The organism is Lichenicoccus roseus, assembly GCF_005844085.1.
Lineage (GTDB): Bacteria > Pseudomonadota > Alphaproteobacteria > Acetobacterales > Acetobacteraceae > Lichenicoccus > Lichenicoccus roseus.
Window position 1 is genome coordinate 337714 of sequence record NZ_VCDI01000004.1, and the last position, 16911, is coordinate 354624.

Sequence of the window (16911 nt, forward strand, 5' to 3'; positions counted from 1 at the left end):
GGCGATCATAGCGATGCCGCTTCCAGGCTTCCAGCATTGGCGCTTCCGGTATCGCCGGGCCCCTGGCCGAGGACCCAGCCTTCCCACCGCCGCACCCAGGCATCGTCCGGAACGTGGTCGCGACGGAAGCCGCCGAGGACCGAAAGCACGCACAGCAGGCCTGCCACGCTATCGAAACGGTCCTCGCCGGCGGGATCGCTGCCGAAGCCCGACAGCGCCATGTCGCGCAAGCGCGGCTCGGCGGCCGCGCCGACCCGATCCAGGCTGGCGAGCAGCGCGCCGCCAAGGGCAGCCCGGTCGTCCTGCCGGCGCTTGCTGCCGCGCATGCCCGGGGATGGATGCCCTGCGCAAGCCAGGCGCAGGCCGAGCTGGTCGAGCGCCTCGGCCGGGTAGGTCTCCGCCAGCGTGACCACGCCCGCCGGATCGCCACCGGTCGCGACGCAGGCGGCCAGGGTGCCGTCGAACGGCCAGAGACGCAGCCGGTCGGGCCTGGCGCAGAGTTCGGGTAGCACCAGTTCGCGCCAAGCCGAGATCGCGGCCTTGCCGGACTGGTTGGCGCCCAGTGTCCAGAACACCGGCGCTCCGGCCGGGCGGGTCGCCGTCGCCCGATCGCACCGGCGCGACAGGTCAGCCGCGCTGGCCAACCCGAGTGCTGCGGCATGCGCGGCGCGGCTCATGCCGCGCACACCACGCGCCGGATAGAATGGCCGTGTGGCGTCGACCTCGTTCAGACCGGCACAGACCTGCAGGAAGCTTGCCTCCGGATATCCCGGATCCGCGGCCAGGGACGCCAGGAAGCCGCGGAAATCGTCCGCCGGGCCAGGATGGCGCTCGACATAGGCGCGCGGCAGTCCCAGCGGACAGTCGATGCCGAAGGCGATCGCACCACCGGGTGGCGCGGCAAGCCCGCGCAACCGCTCGAGCAGGCTCGCGACCGCACCGACCGGTTCAGGCGCAGCCACGCTCCAGACGCGGTCGCGCCTTGTCGCGATGGTCATCCAGCGCTTCGCTGCCTGCACGCTCCAGTCGGCGTGCAGGGCGACCGAATAGGCGCGATGCGGGTCGGCGGTCAGATCGGCTTGTGCGCCCGGTCGAGCAGCCGCTTGAACAGGCCCGGCTTGGTCGGGGTGCGGGCCTTCACGGCGCGGCGTTCGGCCTCCTGCTCGGCCTGCACGCGCTTCTGCTTGTCGGCCATCCAGCGGTCGAGGCTGACGCCCGCCTTGGCAGCCCGCCGCGCCTCGTAGGCGAGCTTGCCGTTGCTGGTCGCAGCCGCCGTGGCGGCGGACGGCGTGCCGGTCCGGGGCTTGGCATCGGCTTCCTTCGGACGGGACGAGGTTGCCTCGCCAGTCGACTTCCTGAACATCGCACTGCTCTCCGCAACAGCACCGGATGGGCCGCCGGGCTGTTCTGGGCGAACCGGCTGCCGGTCGCAAGACCGCTTCCTGCCGGGCAGCCTTTCCAGTATAGTTGACCCGGTCAACTATATGGTCGTAGTGGGTTGCATGGAGCACGCAATCGAGGCGGTACGGACCTTCAACCGCTTCTTCACCCGCCATGTCGGGGCGATCGACCGACGATTCCTGGATAGCGACCTCAACCTGTCCGAGGCGCGGCTGCTGTTCGAGATCGTCCGGCGGCAGCCGGTGATGGCCAACATGCTGCAGGGCGCCCTGCGGCTGGATCGCGGCTACCTGAGCCGCATGCTCGCTGGTTTCGAGAAGCATGGCCTGATCACCCGCGAGCGGACCGGCGCCGATGCACGTGCCCGCGCCATCGCCGTGACGGCAGCGGGCCGAGCTGTTGCCGATGCGATCGACCAGCGCCAGCGCGCGGCCGTGGCGCAGGATCTGGGCCGGCTCGGCCGGACCGAACGGAACGACCTCGTGCAGGCGCTGACCAGGGCACGCCTGCTGCTGGATCCAGCCTCTCCCGCCGAGCTTGCGCTACGACCCGCCCAGGCCGGCGAGGTCAGCCAGATCGCCGCGCGGCAGGCGATGCTCTACGCCGAAAGCCATGGTTGGGGACACGAGCTGGAAACCCTGGTCGCGGAGACCGCGGCTGCCTTCCTGCGCCGCTTCAAACCGGGGCGCGAGCAGTGCTGGGTCGCCGGGCTCGATGGCGTCATGGCGGGCGCGGTGTTCCTGACCGACGAAGGCCCGACTGATCGCGGGCACGCGGCACGGCTCCGGCTGCTGCATGTGGAGCCGTTCGCCCGCCGCCGGGGGATCGGCGACGCGCTGGTCGACGCCTGCACCGGCTTCGCCCGCGAGCACGAATACGACCGGATCACCCTCTGGACCCATACGGTCCTGGAATCAGCCCGACGCCTGTATGCACGCCACGGCTTCGTTTGCATCGCATCGGATGTTCACCACGAATTCGGCGAGCCGGTGCAGGGCGAGACCTGGGAGAAGACCCTTCGGGACGCGCCGGCCTCGGATCAGCCGTGATAGCGGGCAGGCGCCTTCCAGCGGCAGAGCGTGTCCGGGTGGGAGAAGAACATCGCGTTCAGCACCGGCGCGTAAAATGGCCTCTCGGCGAAATGCTGCACGCGATGGCCCGGGCGAGCCGTGGCCGGGGAGGTCGCGCAGCGTAGCAGTTGCTCATGCGCCGACGCCGGCTGACAGGCGATGCCGGCGAGCATGAGCAGGCAAATCGCGCCCCCCAACGACCCTCGCATCGAATGGCCCTCCGGTTGCCCCGACCTGTCAGGAACCATAGCAACCAGTCCTGAACAAATCAAGAACGCTAGACTACGACGCCTACGCACGCCGGCCTGTCGGACGCTTGTTGACCCGCTCGCGCAGTTCCTTGCCAGCCTTGAAGAAGGGCACCACCTTCTCGCCCACCGCGACCGCCTCGCCGGTGCGTGGATTGCGTCCGGTGCGGGCGTCCCGCTGCTTGATGGTGAAGGCGCCGAAGCCGCGCAACTCGACCCGTGCTCCGCGCGCGAGGGCCGCGGTGATCTCGTCGAAGACGGTGGAGACGATCAGCTCGATGTCACGGCTGAGCAGGTGCGGATTGGCCGAAGCGAGCTCTGCGATCAACTCCGACTTGGTCATCCTGTCCCCCCGAACAGGCCTTCAAGGCTGCCAGAGCGCCACCGGGCCGTCAAGGACAAGTCCTTGCGCTGCAAAGGTTTTTGCGGCCGTGCCCGAAACGAGAACATCCAGCGCCGACAGCAGCAGGCCGTCCATCGAGGCGCCCATCCTGCGGCGCCACCACGGCCCCTGCGCAGGCGCATCGAGGGACCGCACCGGCAGCTCGAGGGCGATGTGCCTGTTCGCCTTCAGCCAGTCGCGTGCATCCTGCTCGGTGCCGATCTGGTCGATCAGGCCGAGGCCGATCGCCTGATGGCCGGTATAGGGCCTGCCATCCGCCAGTTCGCGCACCCGCGCCACGTCCATGTGCCGCCCGCTCGCCACCATGCCGACGAACTGGTCGTAGAGATCCATCACCACGCCCTGCAGCATGACCCGGCCTTCCGGCGACAGCGGCTTGACGACGCTGGGCTGCCCCTTCAGCGGACCGGAGACCAGCTCGTCGACGCCGATCCCGACCTTGTCGAGCAATCCGGAGACGTCCGGAGACTGCAGAAGCACCCCGATCGAGCCGGTCAGCGTCGCATTGGACGCGAAGATGCGCGCCGACGGCACCGCGATCATGTAGCCGGCCGAGGCGGCGGTACCGCCCATCACGGTCACCACCGGCTTGGCGGCTGCGAAGCGGGCGATGGCGTCATGCAGGTTCTCGCCGCCGGCGACCGACCCGCCGGGGCTGTCGATCGACAGGATCATGCCCCTGACGTTCGGATCCTTGCGGGCGCGGTCGATCCGGGCAATGCGATCGGCATCGTCGGTGATGATGTTGTCCACCTTGAGCCGCGCGAGATGCGGCCCGGCGGCGTGGTGCAGGCCGAAGCCGCCGAAGCCGAGCACGGCGACCATGAAGGCCAGCACCGCCGCCACGCGCCAGAACGCCAGGTTGCGCTTCAGACGCAACCGATCCGCCACCAGATCCGATTCGAGGCTCATCAGGCTGCTGGGCTCATCTGTCATCCGGCTTCATCGGTCGACCGGGTTCGTCGGGCGACTGCGACGCTGAAGCTACGGCAAAATCCTGCGGCGGCAAATCGATCCGGCGTGCGTCCGGGCGTTGCTGACAGCACAGAGAGGCGAGCCGACATGACCGGACAGTTGCAGCATACCCTACTCGTCCAGAAACAGGCGGCGATGCGCCAGCCGATCCCCGACGTCGCGCAGCGCCGCGCCGCGCTGGCACGGCTGGAGGGAATGGTGCACTGCCATGCCGACCGAATGCAGCGGGCGCTGATGGAGGATTTCGGCAACCGCGCACGGCCGGAGACGGTGCTCGCCGAGATCCTGCCGCTGCTGGACGCCATCGCCTACGCGCGGGCCAGGGTCGGACGCTGGATGCGCCCGCGCCGGGTGCCGGTCGGCCTGCGCTTCCAGCCCGGCCGCGCTTGGGTGGAGATACGGCCGGCCGGCTGCGTCGGCATCGTCTCGCCCTGGAACTACCCGTTCCTGCTGTCCCTCCAGCCGGTGGTGGACGCGCTCGCCGCCGGCAACCGGATCATGCTCAAGCCGTCCGAACTTGCCCCCGCCTGCGCCGGGCTGCTGGCCATCATGCTCGGCGACGAATTCGACCGCGCGGAGATCGCCGTGACGCCAGGCGACGCAACGGTGGGACGCGCCTTCTGCGCCCTGGAGTTCGACCACCTGCTGTTCACCGGCTCGACCGGCGTCGGCCGCGCGGTGATGCAGGAAGCCGCCGCCAGGCTGGTGCCGGTCACGCTGGAGCTCGGCGGCAAGTCGCCTGCTCTGCTGTGCCCGGACAGCGTCGCCGACGCCGCCGCCCGCCGGCGCACCGCGCACAGCCTCGCCGTGGGAAAGTTTTTCAATGCCGGCCAGACCTGCCTGGCGCCGGACTTCGTGCTGGTGCCGCGCGCCCATCTCGACGCCACCGCCCACGCGCTGGCCGAGGCCGCCGCGCGGCTCTACCCGACGCTTGCAGGCAATGCGGACTACACCGCCCAGATCAGCGAGCGGCACCTGGATCGCCTGGCCGGGCTGGTGGATGACGCGGAGCGCCGTGGCCTGCCGATCCTGCGCCATCCCGAGGACCGTGCGGACCGCCGCGCCGAGCAGCGCGCGCAGCGCCGGCTGCCGCCGACCGTGGTGGTTCTCCCCGATCTGGGCGAGGCAACCCGCAGCGCCTCGGTGATGCAGGAGGAGATCTTCGGGCCGGTGCTGCCGGTGCTGCCTTACGACACGCTCGACGAGGCGCTGACGTTCCTCGATGCGCGTCCGGTGCCGCTTGGCCTCTATTGCTACACCGACGATCCGGCGCAGCAGCGCCGGGTGCTCGACCGCACCCGCTCGGGCGGGGTCACCGTGAACGGCACGCTGCTGCATTGCGCGCAGCCGGGCCTGCCCTTCGGCGGCTTCGGGCAGAGCGGCACCGGCGCCTACCACGGCCATGCCGGCTTCCTGCGCTTTTCCCACCGGCGCGCAGTCTATCGTCCGGGCCGGTTCAGCGGCTTTACATGGATGACGCCGCCGCACGGCGCCATGACCAGGCGGGCGCTGGCCGTGATGCTGGGCGGAAGCCGGGCGCGGCCTCCCGCTACGAGACCTTGATGGCGACCTTCAGCACGCCGTCTCGCTGGTTGGCGAACAGGTCGTAGGCCTGCTCGATCTGCTCAAGATGATATCGGTGGGTGACCAGGCCGCCGAGATCGACACGTCCGGACGAGATCACCGCCAGCATGCGTCGCATGCGTTCCTTGCCACCGGGGCACAGCGTGCTGCGGATCGACTTGTTGCCGAGCCCTGCCGCGAAGGCGTCCAGCGGGATCGTCAGGTCCCCAGAATAGACGCCGAGGCTCGACAGCACGCCGCCGGGACGCAGCACGCGCAACGCCGCCTCGAAGGTCGCCTGCGTGCCAAGCGCCTCGATGGCGACGTCCACGCCGCGCCCGTCGGTCAGTCGCATGATCGCCTCGACCGGATTCTCGTGCCTGAAATCCACCACCTCGTCGGCGCCCATGCGCCTGGCCATTTCGAGCCGCGCCGGCACGGTGTCGACCACGATGATGCGGGTGGCACCGAGCAGCTTGGCGCCGGCGGTGGCGCACAGCCCGATCGGGCCCTGCGCGAACACCGCGACGGTGTCGCCGATGGCGATGCCGCCGGTCTCGGCGCCGGCAAACCCGGTCGACATGATATCCGGACACATCAGCACCTGCTCGTCGCTCACGCCGTCATCGATGGGCGCGAGGTTTGCCATCGCGTCGGGCACGCGGACGTACTCCGCCTGGCAGCCATCGATGGTGTTGCCGAACTTCCAGCCGCCGATGGCCTGCCAGCCATGCTTGGTGCCGGCGCCGTCCTGCGAGCCGCAGCCGCACAGGCAGGCATTGCTCCAGCCGGACGGCGTGATGGCGCCGGCGATCACCCGCTGGCCCTCGCGAAAGCCTTGCACGGAGGAACCGAGCTTCTCGATGACGCCGACCGGCTCGTGCCCGATCGTCAGGCCTCGTGCGACCGGATACTCTCCCTTCAGGATATGCACGTCGGTGCCGCAGATCGTCGTGGTGGTGACACGCATCAGCGCATCCATCGGACCGATCTCGGGGATCGGCTTGTCGTCGAGTACGATGCGACCCTTCTCGACGAAGATTGCGGCCTTCATCTTCATTGCCATCGATTGCTGCCTTCCCTGAACGGGTCCACAGTCTTGTTCAGGACTGCGTCCCTATGATCCCGAACTTCGCGTCGGGCTATTGAGAGTATGCGCGATACGCCGGTGCGCGTCTCGCGCACGTTGCGAACCTCTCACGATTGGGCGGCGTCGAACGCGGCTGCTGCGGTCCTGCAAAGGAGCAGCCAGAGATCGGGATCGAAATCATGGGCGTTGCTCAGCGATATCGTATCCAGGTAGCCACGCAATAGCCGGTCGGATACCCACTCGACCTCGCCGGGCTGGTGCCGTGCATCTGCCGGCGTGACCCAGAACAGCTTGTTCGAGGTCCCAAATTGGTTGAGTGCCGCATGCAGGGCCAGTATCTCGTGCCGATCCTGCGTCACCGCGCGCTTGTAGACGAAGATCTTTTCGCCATCCTCGAGATCTTCCCCCAGCTTGCGGGCGAGGTATCGGGTCTTGATCTCGTTGTCGTGCAACACGGTCTCCGCGTCGCTGTCGTGCTGGGTGCGGAAGGTATGGTAGGCGATGCCGTAGATCCGATCCTGGATCCAGTATTCGCCGCCGACGACGATGGTGCGCAGCGAACCCGGCTCTCCAAGGTTGCCAAACCGGTCGTCGAGAAGGCGGATCAGGCGATAGACGTCGCCCAGTCCGGCAAACCGCAGCAGACCGACCGGTTCCGCCGCGAAGTGCCGCTGCACCAGGCCGAATTCGCAGTTGTCACCGAGGTTCTCGAACAGCTGCATCAACTCGGCATCGCCACCGGCGGCCGGCGCCGGCCGGTTGCCGAGTGAGAGCTCGAGGCCGGCCAGATCGAAGCCGCCGGCGTGGCGGAATTCGAGCGCCAGGTCTCGCGGCGACCCGTGCGTGGGACGGAGCCAGAAGGCGTAGCGCGCACCGTCGCGTTGCCAGCGCGGGTCCAGCCGGGCGGTGCCGACCAGGACGCCATCGGCAAGGATCGCGATCTCATCGGGGAGGCTGACTTCCGCCTGCAAGGGCAACAGGGTGACGCTGAGGAGGCGTCGCGAGGACGCCGGCACCATCGGCAGGCCGGCCGCGCACGGCGACGCCACCGCGCGGGGCGGGGCATTCTCCTGCCGTGACCAGCCGGCGCCGAAGGTGAACGAGGCAGCATCCGGTACAGGTGGATTGCGCGCAAAACACCGCAGGTCACCGGGTGCTGCGAAACCGGCCGGCCTGGCCTCGGACGGCGCGGCGTCCGCCAACGCCAGGATCTCCCGCCGCAGGCGAGCCTCGATGAATTGCAGTCCGTCGCCAATCAGGCCCTCCGGCAAGGCGAGACCCCGCGCGCGCACCGACATCTGCAGAGCGTCCCGGTCCGCAGGGCCGAGATCGGAGAGCCGGTCGCCCAGCCGCCTGCCGTCCATCGACACGATCCAGGTCGCCCTGGCGCCGGTCGCCGCCTCGAAGGCCAGCAGGTAAACGGGGTCGAGCCCGTCATAGGCTAGTACTGGCTCCCAGCCGGAACCGAAGCCGTCGATCGGCGCGCCATCGCGGTGCTTCAGGACCACCGCCTGGCGGGCACCCGTGCGCAGGTACCAAAGCCGGTCGCACTCGAACACGGGGTCGGGCAGCAGATGCCTGTACGAGACCAATCCGGAAACCCCGCTGCGGTCCGTCCCGTCCGCCGACCGCCTGCCCCGCTGTAGCAGCTTTTGCCGGCAGCCGTGCTACCAGCGCAGCCAGACTAGCCGGTCATTGTCGTAGACGAAGCCGAGCGGCGCGGTCGGCGTGATCGTTGCGGCGGCGCCCATCACGGTCGTACCGCCCGGTACTGCGATGCTCAGCGCCGTCACGTTGCATTCCGAGGCGATCTTGTAGAGCTGTTTCGGCAGCGGCAGCGTCGGCAGGTTCACCGTGAAGGTGGCGAGCGTGCCGCTGCAGACCAGGATCATGCCGGTCGATCCGTTGACCGCGCCCTGCGTACCGCCGCTGCCGGCGCCGACCAGTGTCACCGAACTGTCGACGATGCCGCCCTTCGGGGTGATGGTGAACAGCGCCCGCGTGGTCGGTGTCGAGCCGTTCGGGTTGACGCCCTGCAGGATCGCAGTGCCATAGCTGCCCTGGTAGAGGCTGCCGACAGCGTGCGTGCCGCGATCGTTGCCGAAATTGGTGGCAGACGAGATCGACAGCAGGTCGTCGTTCACCGCCGACACACTCTCGACCCCCTCCTGCCAGCCCGCGCCGCCGACGCCCGGTCCGACGAACAGGCCGGCGGCCATGTTCTGGTTGCCGTTGTTGCCGAGCCAGACACCAAAACCACCGACACTCGCGGAGAAGTTCGCGACGTCGATCTCGATGCCGTGGATCGAGCCGTTGGAGCCAGCCTCGGCCTCGACGATGAAATTGCCGCCCCAGGCCTGGCCTCCGGAACCGGGCCCCTGGTGCGCGGTGAGGTCGACCGACGAGGCGATGCCGGTGAACTGCTGCGCGCCGGTGTTGGTCGCGAACGTCAGGGTGGAGCCCGGCGGCAGGTCGGCCAGAGTCGGCGCCGAAAGCGTCAGCACCGTGCCGCCGACACCCGCAACCGCGCCAATGATGGTCTCCCCTGCCGGCAGCGCCCCGGCGACCGAGGCGGCCAGCGTGCTCAGCGTCCTGACCGAACCGATGGTGCCGACGGTGCTGATATTGGCGGTGGCGGCAATGCTCGCGACGGTGATGGTGGAACTGCCCGGCCGGGCGTCGATCCGCACCGTCAGCGGCGGGCTTGCGTAGTCGGTGACGGCACCCTTCAGCCCGAAGATGGCCGCAGCCCCGCCGATGAACGGAATGCTCGGGGTATACTGCATGCAGACGCCCGACGGGCTGGTGAGCTGGCCGGTCTGCGGCGCCTGGCAGAGCACCGAACCCTGGGTCTGGAACAGGCCGCCGGCGTCGTTGACCAGCAGGCTGGTAGTGACGTTGCTGAAGGCGCCGGCGCCGGTCTTGGAGAAGGCGGGCTGCGCACCGGCCTCCGTCGCGTAGAGCATCCAGGCGGACAGCAGGGCTGTCGCCAGTACAGCCGGGAGCGGACGTGGCATCGCCATCGTATGCGGTCTCCGAATTGCGAGGCTTGCTGATGCGGCCGCCGGCCGGATGGCGGGGACCAAAGCAAAAAGGCACCGTCAGGCTTTCGCCCACCGGTGCCCTTGCTTGTTTCAGTATGGCATCAAACTAGCACGCGTCGGACCCGGCGGTAAAGCTTCCGGGCGCCAGGCGGCCTGCTTCCGCCGGCGCGTGATCAGGCGGACCGCTTACGCCGGTGCGTGATCAGGCGGACCGCTTACGCCGTCCGCGCGGCCGCGGCGCGTCCTCGGCCGGATCCTCGACCTCGGCCTCGACCTCCTCGCGGCCACTCGACGAATTCTTTCGCCCAAGGCCGATCTCGCGCGCCAGCGTCGAGCGTCGCTCGGCATAGTTCGGCGCGACCATCGGATAGTCCGGCGGCAGCGACCAGCGCTCACGATAGCGCTCCGGGGTCAGCCCATAGGCCGACTGCAGATGCCGCTTGAGCATCTTCAGCTTTTTCCCGTCCTCGAGGCAGATGATGTAGTCGGGGAACACCGACCGCTTTACCGGCACCGCAGGCTGCGGCTTCTCCGGCTCGACCACCGGCTGACCGGCACTGACCAGCGCCTGGTAGACCTGCCGGATCAGAGGGGTCAGCCCCTCCGCACCGACCGTGTTGTTGGACACGTGGGCGGAAACAATCTGGGCGGTGAGCGCCAGGATCGGCTGAGCTTCATCCTCGATCGACATCTTAACTCCAAAGTCCCGGCTCTTTCGTCGAAGCTGGTTACAGCACGACAAGAGCAATACCGACAAGAACGCGGGACCAAGAACCGGCGTTTTCGCCGACGTTATTCATGCAGAAGTGTCACCAATCCCTCACATCCGCTTCCGGGCCAACTTGCGCCGGGCCGAACGGCGGCGGCGGCGGCGCACGTCGCGCAGGACCCCGCTCACGGCGAGCAGGACCAGGCCTGCCAGCACCGTGAAAACCAGCGTTCCGGCCAGGAACCAGCTCGCGACGACCAGGGGGGCGTGCACCTGCGGAGCGAGCGTGGCCGGGCCGTAGCGCATGGCGACGGCCTCCAGCACCACCCCGATCGCCAGCGCCACCGGCCAGCGTCGATCCAGCAGGGGCTGCCAGACAGCCGGCCGCCTCGCGCCGCAGTTCGGGCAACGGCCGCCGGCGGCGTTGTACTGGACGTGGCAGGAAGGACAGATGACGTGCGGCATGCGGGTAGCCAGCCTCCGATGTTGCAACACCAGCCACTATGTTATTGATAAGACTGGCAGGCGTATCGGCAGCTTTATGAGGCAGTTGGCATCGCGATGAAACTCCCGCGAACGTCGACTGTGCCGATCGGTGCACGCAGCCCGGCGCCTGGAGCCTGCTGACGGGCTACCCACGACCTGCTATCCCCGATGCCATGCCGCCGATCCACCCCGAGACCGCAAATTTCGCCGGCCTGCCCGGGGCCTTCCTGCTGGCATTCCCCGCGCTGTTCTCGATCGTGAACCCGTTTGGCGCAGCCCTCGTCTTTGCCGAAGTGACCGAAGGCCGCAGCAGCGCCGAGCGGGCCATGCTGGCGCGCAAGGTCGGCTGGTACGGCTTCCTGATCCTGATCGTTTCGCTCTGGGGCGGCAGCGCCCTGCTGCATTTCTTCGGGATTACCATCGGTGCCCTGCGAATCGCCGGCGGCCTGGTGGTCGCGGTGCGGGCCTGGGGCCTGCTGCAGGCGCCGGAGGCCTACGAGGCCCTGAAGGAAAAGCAGGCCAGCCAGGAGGGGCGCACAGCCGCGACCGAGGATGTCTCGGCGACCGCCTTCTTTCCGCTGACCATGCCGTTCACCGTCGGCCCCGGCAGCATCTCGGTGGCCATCGCGCTCAGCGCCGAGCGCCCGCAGACCGGCGGCCTCGCCGCCCTCGTCTCCTTCGGCGCCGGCACCACCCTGGCGGCGGCGTTGGTCTGCCTGCTGGTCTGGTTCACCTATGCAGGGGCACAGCGAGTGGTCCGGCTGCTCGGCCGCTCCGGCACCCGGATCGTGACCCGCCTCGCCGCCCTCATCCTGCTGAGCATCGGCGTGCAGATCGTCGCCTCCGGGGTGCAGGACATATTGGGGCCGATCCTCACCTCCGCACTGCATCCGGGCGGCTAGCTCGTCGCGTATCCACACGCGACCCCGGCCAGCCACCAGACATAACAGCCGCTGACGCCACGGCCTCCCGTCGACCATCCAGGCAACCTCGTTCGAACGCGATCCAGGGCCATTGCGCGAAGCGTTATTTAAACGTTCTGGTTTGGTATTGAGTTGTCTTTTTGTTAGCGCGACGGCATGTAGCATCCATGGCGGACGCCCGAAGGCAAGACGTCGCAAAGCGCCTGGTAACAACAAGATCCCATCGGCGGCCCGACCGCCTCGGCAGGATGTCATGCAGAGCTTCTTTCGCTGCCCGCGCAAGCGCTTCGACGGGACAAGCTGGACGATCACCATCGGCTTTCGCAAGGTCGCCGGACCGATCCGTTTCGGCGACGACGCCGACTACCTGATCGCCCGCCTGACGCCGCTGGCCGCCCGGACCAGCCTGTTCAGGTTGCTCCAAGGCCGCGAGGTACAGGCGGCATGAACATTCTGTTCTCTGGCCACGACATGGTCGCCCTCAGCGCGCTTGCCATGGCGGTGCCGGTCTTCCTGTTCGGGCTAGCGCTCGGGATCCACACCAGGCTCGACCGGACGAGCAGCGACAAGCTGTTCTGGTAGCGCGCCGTAATTCGCGATCGATCTGCCGGATGCGAGCAAGCCGTCAGTTCGCAGACATCATCTGAAATCTTTCACACACGGATCCGGAAGAGCAGCCATCATGGGCGTCGTGACCAAATCCCTGGATATCGTCGAGAGCCGCCTGCGTCCGATCGAGACCGGAAAGATCATCAAGCCATATCCGGCTTTCTCGCTGTTCCATGAACCGTGGTGGCTCGACGCTGTCACCGGCGGGAACTGGCGCCAGGCGGAGGTCCGGCAGGGGGGCGTCGTCGTCGGTACGATGCCATACATGTTTGATCGCCGTTTCGGCTGCGACATCTCGCTGATGCCGCTGATGACACGCACGCTTGGACCGGTCATCAAGCCCGGCCAGGGGAAGCCCGCGTCCGAATTCCGTCGTCGCACCGAGATCACCGAGCAGCTGATCGAGCAGCTCCCGAAGGCGTCATATTTCCAGCAACGGTTTGATCCCGCCCTCACCGACGTCCTCAAGTTCCAGGAGGCCGGTTTCGAGTGCTCGGTGGAATATACCTTCCGCACCCAGCCGGGGCAGTCCGCCACCGACATGTGGTCGTTCATGCTCGACAAGACGCGCAACCTGATCCGTAGCGCCACCAAGGAAGGCCTGACCGCGCGGCGCATCGAGGATGCCGAGACGTTCTGCACCTTCTACGAGGAGATGCTGCAGGACCGGGGCCGCCAGAACCACTACACCACCGACACCATGCTGCGTGGCTGCCGCGAGGCGATGAAGCGCGATGCCGGCGCAGCCCTCGGCGCCTACGACCCCCAGGGCGTGCTGCAGGCCGCCATCTTCCTGGTCTGGGACAAGGAGACCTCATACTACCTGCTGACCAGCCGGCAGCCGAAGGCGCATAGCGGCGCGGTCAGCCTGCTGGTCTGGCAGGGCATGCAGGACGCCGCTGCCGCCGGTCGCATCTTCGACTTCGACGGCGTTGCAACCCCGGGAATCGCCAGGTTCCTCAGCGGCTTCGGAGGTACGCTGCACCGACGCATGACGATCAGCAAGACTGACCTGGAATTCCGCGTGCGCCGCTTCCTGTCCGAGCGGGCAAAAGTGCCGGCCTTCGTCTGGGATGCGGTGCAGAAGCACGCCCCGTTGCCGGAACCCATCCAGGCTTGAAGCGAGCCGCCTGAAGCAGGACGCCTGGGTCAGGCCCGATGGATCGGGTCGATCCAGGGCACCAGTTCAGGCCGTTCCACCGGCTCGATGTCGAGATTGACCACGACCGCATCGCTGTCGCTACGCACCAGCACGCATTCCAGCGTCTCGTCGGTCAGCGCGTTGATCTCCTGGTGTGGAACGTAGGGCGGCACGAAGATGAAGTCGCCCGGGCCGGCCTCGGCGGTGAATTCCAGCGCATCGCCCCAACGCATCCGGGCACGTCCGCGCAGCACGTAGATCACGCTCTCGAGCGCCCCATGGTGATGCGCGCCAGTCTTGGCATTGGGATAGATGCTGACCGTCCCGGCCCAGATCTTCCGAGCCCCGACCCGGGCGAAGTTGATCGCCGCCGCCCGGTCCATTCCGGGTGTCTGCGCCGTGTTCGAGTCGAGCTGGTCGCCCGGAATGACCCTGACCCCGTGAAGCTTCCAGTCAGGGGTTTCCTCCGGGCCGGCTTGGCTCATGCAGGGACCTTCGGGCTGTGGTCGCGCGCGTATTTCGTATCCAGCGCCTTGATCGCCTCGACATTGCCGGCCGACCGGCTCTTGGGATCGAACTGCTGGGCGAGGAAGCTGTCCACGATCGACTTCGCCAGCTCAGGTCCGATCACCCGCGCGCCCATGGTGATGATGTGGGCGTCGTTGCTGAGTGCTGCGCGCTCGGCCGAATAAGTGTCGTGGGTGAGCGCCGCGCGGATCCCGGGGATCTTGTTGGCCGAGATCGAGACCCCGATGCCGGTGCCGCACGCCAGGATGCCGCGATCGAATCCGCCGTCCAGGATGCGCTGCGCCACCCTGTCCGTCATCTCGGCGTAGAACTCGGTCTCGTCCTGCGCTTCCGGCTGCGACAGGTCGACAACCTCGTGCACGCCCTGCTGGGTGAGGTGCGCCTTTATCACCTGGATCAGTGGTTCACCGGCGCTGTCGCCGCCCAATACGATACGCATGCTGACTTCTCCTGCTTGATTGGCCGGTTCTAGGCGCTCAATCCGTGCGCCACGGCCAGACCGGTCTCATCGTCGAATATATGGATAGCGTCACGGGGGATCCGCAAGACCACCTGGCTGCCGACTCCGGCTTCCACATGCCGGTCCGCCACCGCGATCAGGAAGCAGCCGCCGATGCCGATGCCGGCATGGCTGTGATCACCCAGCCAGTGGTTGGACAACACCTCGCCAGGGATCAATGCGTCGCTGCCGCCCGCAGCTCCGTTGCCGGGCGCGCCGAGATGCACCCGGTGCGGCCGTATGCCGATGCTCAGCCGGCGCCGCCCGGCGAACTCGCCGGGCTGGCAGGGAATGCGGAATGCCGGTGTACCGCGCTCGTCCAGCACCACCAGCTCGCCCCCGCCGACCTCGGCGGTATAGAGGTTCATCGGTGGCTCGCCGATGAACGACGCCACGAACAGGTTGGCCGGCCGCTCGCGCAGATCCTCCGGCGTGCCGAACTGCTGCAGCAGGCCCTTGTCCATCACCGCGACCCGGTCGGACAACGCAATCGCCTCGGTCTGGTCGTGGGTCACGATCACCGTGGTCATACGATGCAGCGTCATGTGGTCCTTGATGCGTGCCCGCAGCAGCGCACGCAGCTGTGGCTCGAGCTGCGACATCGGCTCGTCGAGCAGGTAGGCGGACGCATCGCGCACCAGAGCACGGGCCAGGCTGACGCGCTGCTGCTGGCCGCCGGAGAGGTTGGGCGGGAACTTCTCCAGCATCGGCCCGAGCTCGAGCATGTCGGACACCGCCTTGACGCGACGGTCGATCTCCGCCTTGGCCGTACGTCCGCGCAGCAGCGAGAAGGCGATGTTGTCGCGCACCTTCAGCGGCGGATACAGCGCGTAGCCCTCGAACGCCATTGCCACGTTGCGCTCGGACGGCTTCAGCCGGTTGATCACCGTATCGCCGATCCTGATGGTGCCGCTGGTGACGCTTTCGAATCCCGCCACCATGCGCAGGGTCGAGGTCTTGCCGCAGCCGGACGAGCCGAGCAGTGCGATGATCTCGCCGTCCTTGATCGCCATCGACACGTCGTCGACCGAGCGCTCGCTGGAGCCGGGATAGACCTTGCTGACGTCGGTGAGCGTGAGGGTGCTCATCGCGCCAGCTCCGGACGCAGCGCAGGCTCGGCCAGGCGTGCCCCGGTACGGGTCTCGAAGAAATGCGCCCGCTCGATATCCAGGGTGGCCCAGGCGCGACGGCGACCACGTCCGATGCCGTCATGAGCGTTGCCTGCCGACGGCTCGATCTGCTCCGATTGCGGGCGGCTCGCAAAGATTTCGGTACCGTCATCGGCGCGCAGCAGCATCACCTGGCGGTCGTTGAGCGGCGTCACCGCATCGATCTCCACCGGAACCGCCCCCGCCACCGGCTCCAGGCTGACCGCGACATCCTCCGGTCGCACACCAAGCACGCAGTCCGACGCCACCGTGTTGGAGCGGCGGACCGGCAGCGCCACGCTGTTCGAGGCGACACGCAGTTCAGCCGCGCCATCGCGCCGCGCGTCGAGCAGGTTGATCGGCGGATCACCGAACAGGCGGGCGATGCGGCTGTCGGCCGGCCGGTTGTAGATCGTCTCCGGCGAGCCGATCTGGGTGAAGCGGCCGTCGCCAAGCACCGCGATGCGGTCGCCGAGCGCCATCGCCTCCTTGTAGTCCTGGGTTACGTAGATCACCGTGGTGTCACGCGCGCGCAGCAGCCGCGGCAGTTCAAGCCGCATCTCGTAGCGCACCTTGGCATCGACGTTGCGCAGCGGATCGTCCAGCAGCAGCATCGAAGGCTCGCCGACGAGGGCACGCGCCAGCGCCGTGCGTTGCTTCTGTCCGTTCGACAGTGCCTTCGGCAAGTGCGTGATGACGTGGTCGATGCGCAGCAGGTTGGCGGCGCCATGCACCCGGCCGTCGAGCTCCGCCCGCGCCATGCCGCGCGACCGCAGGGGGCTCGCGATGTTCTCGTATGCCGTCATGTGCGGATAGAGCGCGAAGTTCTGGAACGCCATGCCGATATCGCGCCGGTCCGGCGCATCACGCGTGATGTCGGCGCCACCCAGCACCACGCGCCCGCGATCCGGCAGCACCATGCCGGCGATCAGCCGCAGCAGCACGGTCTTGCCGGCGCCGGACGGCCCGAACACCACCAGGAATTCGCCGCGCTCCACCTCGAAGGACAGGTCGCGTATGACCTCGTTCCTGCGATACGCCTTCGAGAGCGCCTCGACCGACAGATACGCCATC

General features: G+C 68.0%; 19 protein-coding genes and 1 pseudogene. 6 read left to right on the plus strand and 14 right to left on the minus strand.

The genetic code is table 11. The features are described from left to right. Positions 1-5 precede the first annotated feature (5 nt). Both FE263_RS13910 and FE263_RS13915 read right to left on the minus strand, forming a co-directional pair. Positions 6-998: a hypothetical protein gene (locus tag FE263_RS13910; RefSeq protein WP_171034109.1), complete on the minus strand. Its 993-nt coding sequence runs from the start codon at positions 996-998 to the stop codon at positions 6-8. 71 nt (positions 999-1069) lie between these two features. Further along, positions 1070-1363, minus strand: coding sequence for a hypothetical protein (locus FE263_RS13915; protein ID WP_205880382.1), 294 nt, complete (start codon positions 1361-1363; stop codon positions 1070-1072). A gap of 139 nt (positions 1364-1502) precedes the next feature. Here FE263_RS13915 and FE263_RS13920 point away from each other — a divergent pair, with 139 nt between their 5' ends. Continuing rightward, entirely contained in the window at positions 1503-2450 is a 948-nt protein-coding gene (locus FE263_RS13920) for a helix-turn-helix domain-containing GNAT family N-acetyltransferase (protein WP_138326609.1), read from the plus strand. On the opposite strand, the gene FE263_RS13925 is transcribed toward FE263_RS13920, so the two are convergent. The 3 genes and pseudogenes from FE263_RS13925 to sppA form a co-directional block, all read right to left on the minus strand. Beyond that, the gene (locus tag FE263_RS13925) at positions 2441-2644 is read right to left on the minus strand and encodes a hypothetical protein (RefSeq protein WP_138326610.1); all 204 of its coding nucleotides are present in this window, start codon (positions 2642-2644) and stop codon (positions 2441-2443) included. The genes FE263_RS13920 and FE263_RS13925 overlap by 10 nt on opposite strands. 118 nt (positions 2645-2762) lie before the next feature. After that, positions 2763-3074, minus strand: a pseudogene (locus FE263_RS13930) (integration host factor subunit beta); the annotation flags it as partial. Between the two features lie 9 nt (positions 3075-3083). Beyond that, on the minus strand, positions 3084-4034 hold the full coding sequence (gene sppA, locus FE263_RS13935) for a signal peptide peptidase SppA (protein ID WP_138326612.1): 951 nt from the start codon (positions 4032-4034) through the stop codon (positions 3084-3086). 150 nt (positions 4035-4184) lie between these two features. Between sppA and FE263_RS13940 the strand changes: the two genes are divergently transcribed. Then, positions 4185-5660: an aldehyde dehydrogenase family protein gene (locus FE263_RS13940; RefSeq protein ID WP_205880384.1), complete on the plus strand. Its 1476-nt coding sequence runs from the start codon at positions 4185-4187 to the stop codon at positions 5658-5660. Here the strand turns inward: FE263_RS13940 and FE263_RS13945 are convergent. From FE263_RS13945 to FE263_RS13965, 5 genes are all read right to left on the minus strand, one after another. Continuing rightward, positions 5647-6726: an NAD(P)-dependent alcohol dehydrogenase gene (locus tag FE263_RS13945; protein ID WP_138326613.1), complete on the minus strand. Its 1080-nt coding sequence runs from the start codon at positions 6724-6726 to the stop codon at positions 5647-5649. The genes FE263_RS13940 and FE263_RS13945 overlap by 14 nt on opposite strands. A 131-nt stretch (positions 6727-6857) precedes the next feature. Beyond that, positions 6858-8342: a hypothetical protein gene (locus FE263_RS13950; protein WP_138326614.1), complete on the minus strand. Its 1485-nt coding sequence runs from the start codon at positions 8340-8342 to the stop codon at positions 6858-6860. A gap of 75 nt (positions 8343-8417) precedes the next feature. After that, positions 8418-9773, minus strand: a complete 1356-nt coding sequence (locus FE263_RS13955) for a hypothetical protein (RefSeq protein ID WP_138326615.1) — start codon at positions 9771-9773, stop codon at positions 8418-8420. A 223-nt stretch (positions 9774-9996) separates the two neighbouring features. Beyond that, on the minus strand, positions 9997-10485 hold the full coding sequence (locus FE263_RS13960; RefSeq protein ID WP_138326616.1) for a MucR family transcriptional regulator: 489 nt from the start codon (positions 10483-10485) through the stop codon (positions 9997-9999). Positions 10486-10614: 129 nt separating this feature from the next. Then, positions 10615-10968 (minus strand): hypothetical protein, encoded by a 354-nt coding sequence (locus tag FE263_RS13965; RefSeq protein ID WP_138326617.1) that lies wholly within the window; start codon positions 10966-10968, stop codon positions 10615-10617. 194 nt (positions 10969-11162) lie between these two features. On the opposite strand from FE263_RS13965, the gene FE263_RS13970 reads away from it, so the two are divergent. The 4 genes from FE263_RS13970 (at position 11163) to FE263_RS13980 (ending at position 13641) form a co-directional block, all read left to right on the plus strand. Continuing rightward, positions 11163-11891, plus strand: a complete 729-nt coding sequence (locus FE263_RS13970) for a MarC family protein (protein WP_138326618.1) — start codon at positions 11163-11165, stop codon at positions 11889-11891. Positions 11892-12165: 274 nt separating this feature from the next. After that, entirely contained in the window at positions 12166-12360 is a 195-nt protein-coding gene (locus tag FE263_RS13975) for a hypothetical protein (RefSeq protein WP_138326619.1), read from the plus strand. Continuing rightward, complete coding sequence (locus FE263_RS22145) at positions 12357-12494, plus strand: hypothetical protein (RefSeq protein ID WP_171034110.1); 138 nt, start codon at positions 12357-12359, stop codon at positions 12492-12494. Before FE263_RS13975 ends, FE263_RS22145 begins: the two co-directional genes overlap by 4 nt. A gap of 100 nt (positions 12495-12594) precedes the next feature. Then, complete coding sequence (locus FE263_RS13980; protein ID WP_138326620.1) at positions 12595-13641, plus strand: GNAT family N-acetyltransferase; 1047 nt, start codon at positions 12595-12597, stop codon at positions 13639-13641. 29 nt (positions 13642-13670) lie between these two features. Here the strand turns inward: FE263_RS13980 and FE263_RS13985 are convergent, their stop codons facing one another. From FE263_RS13985 to FE263_RS14000, 4 genes are read right to left on the minus strand one after another with little or no spacing between them, the layout of a single operon-like run. Further along, complete coding sequence (locus FE263_RS13985; protein ID WP_138326621.1) at positions 13671-14147, minus strand: cupin domain-containing protein; 477 nt, start codon at positions 14145-14147, stop codon at positions 13671-13673. Next, the gene (gene derI, locus FE263_RS13990) at positions 14144-14629 is read right to left on the minus strand and encodes a D-erythrulose-4-phosphate isomerase (RefSeq protein WP_138326622.1); all 486 of its coding nucleotides are present in this window, start codon (positions 14627-14629) and stop codon (positions 14144-14146) included. The genes FE263_RS13985 and derI overlap by 4 nt, the downstream gene beginning before the upstream one ends. A gap of 29 nt (positions 14630-14658) precedes the next feature. Beyond that, positions 14659-15777 carry an ABC transporter ATP-binding protein gene (locus FE263_RS13995; protein WP_138326623.1) on the minus strand — a complete coding sequence of 373 codons (1119 nt, stop codon included), beginning with the start codon at positions 15775-15777 and terminating at the stop codon, positions 14659-14661. Continuing rightward, positions 15774-16910, minus strand: coding sequence for an ABC transporter ATP-binding protein (locus tag FE263_RS14000; RefSeq protein WP_138326624.1), 1137 nt, complete (start codon positions 16908-16910; stop codon positions 15774-15776). The genes FE263_RS13995 and FE263_RS14000 overlap by 4 nt, the downstream gene beginning before the upstream one ends. Position 16911: the final 1 nt, after the last annotated feature.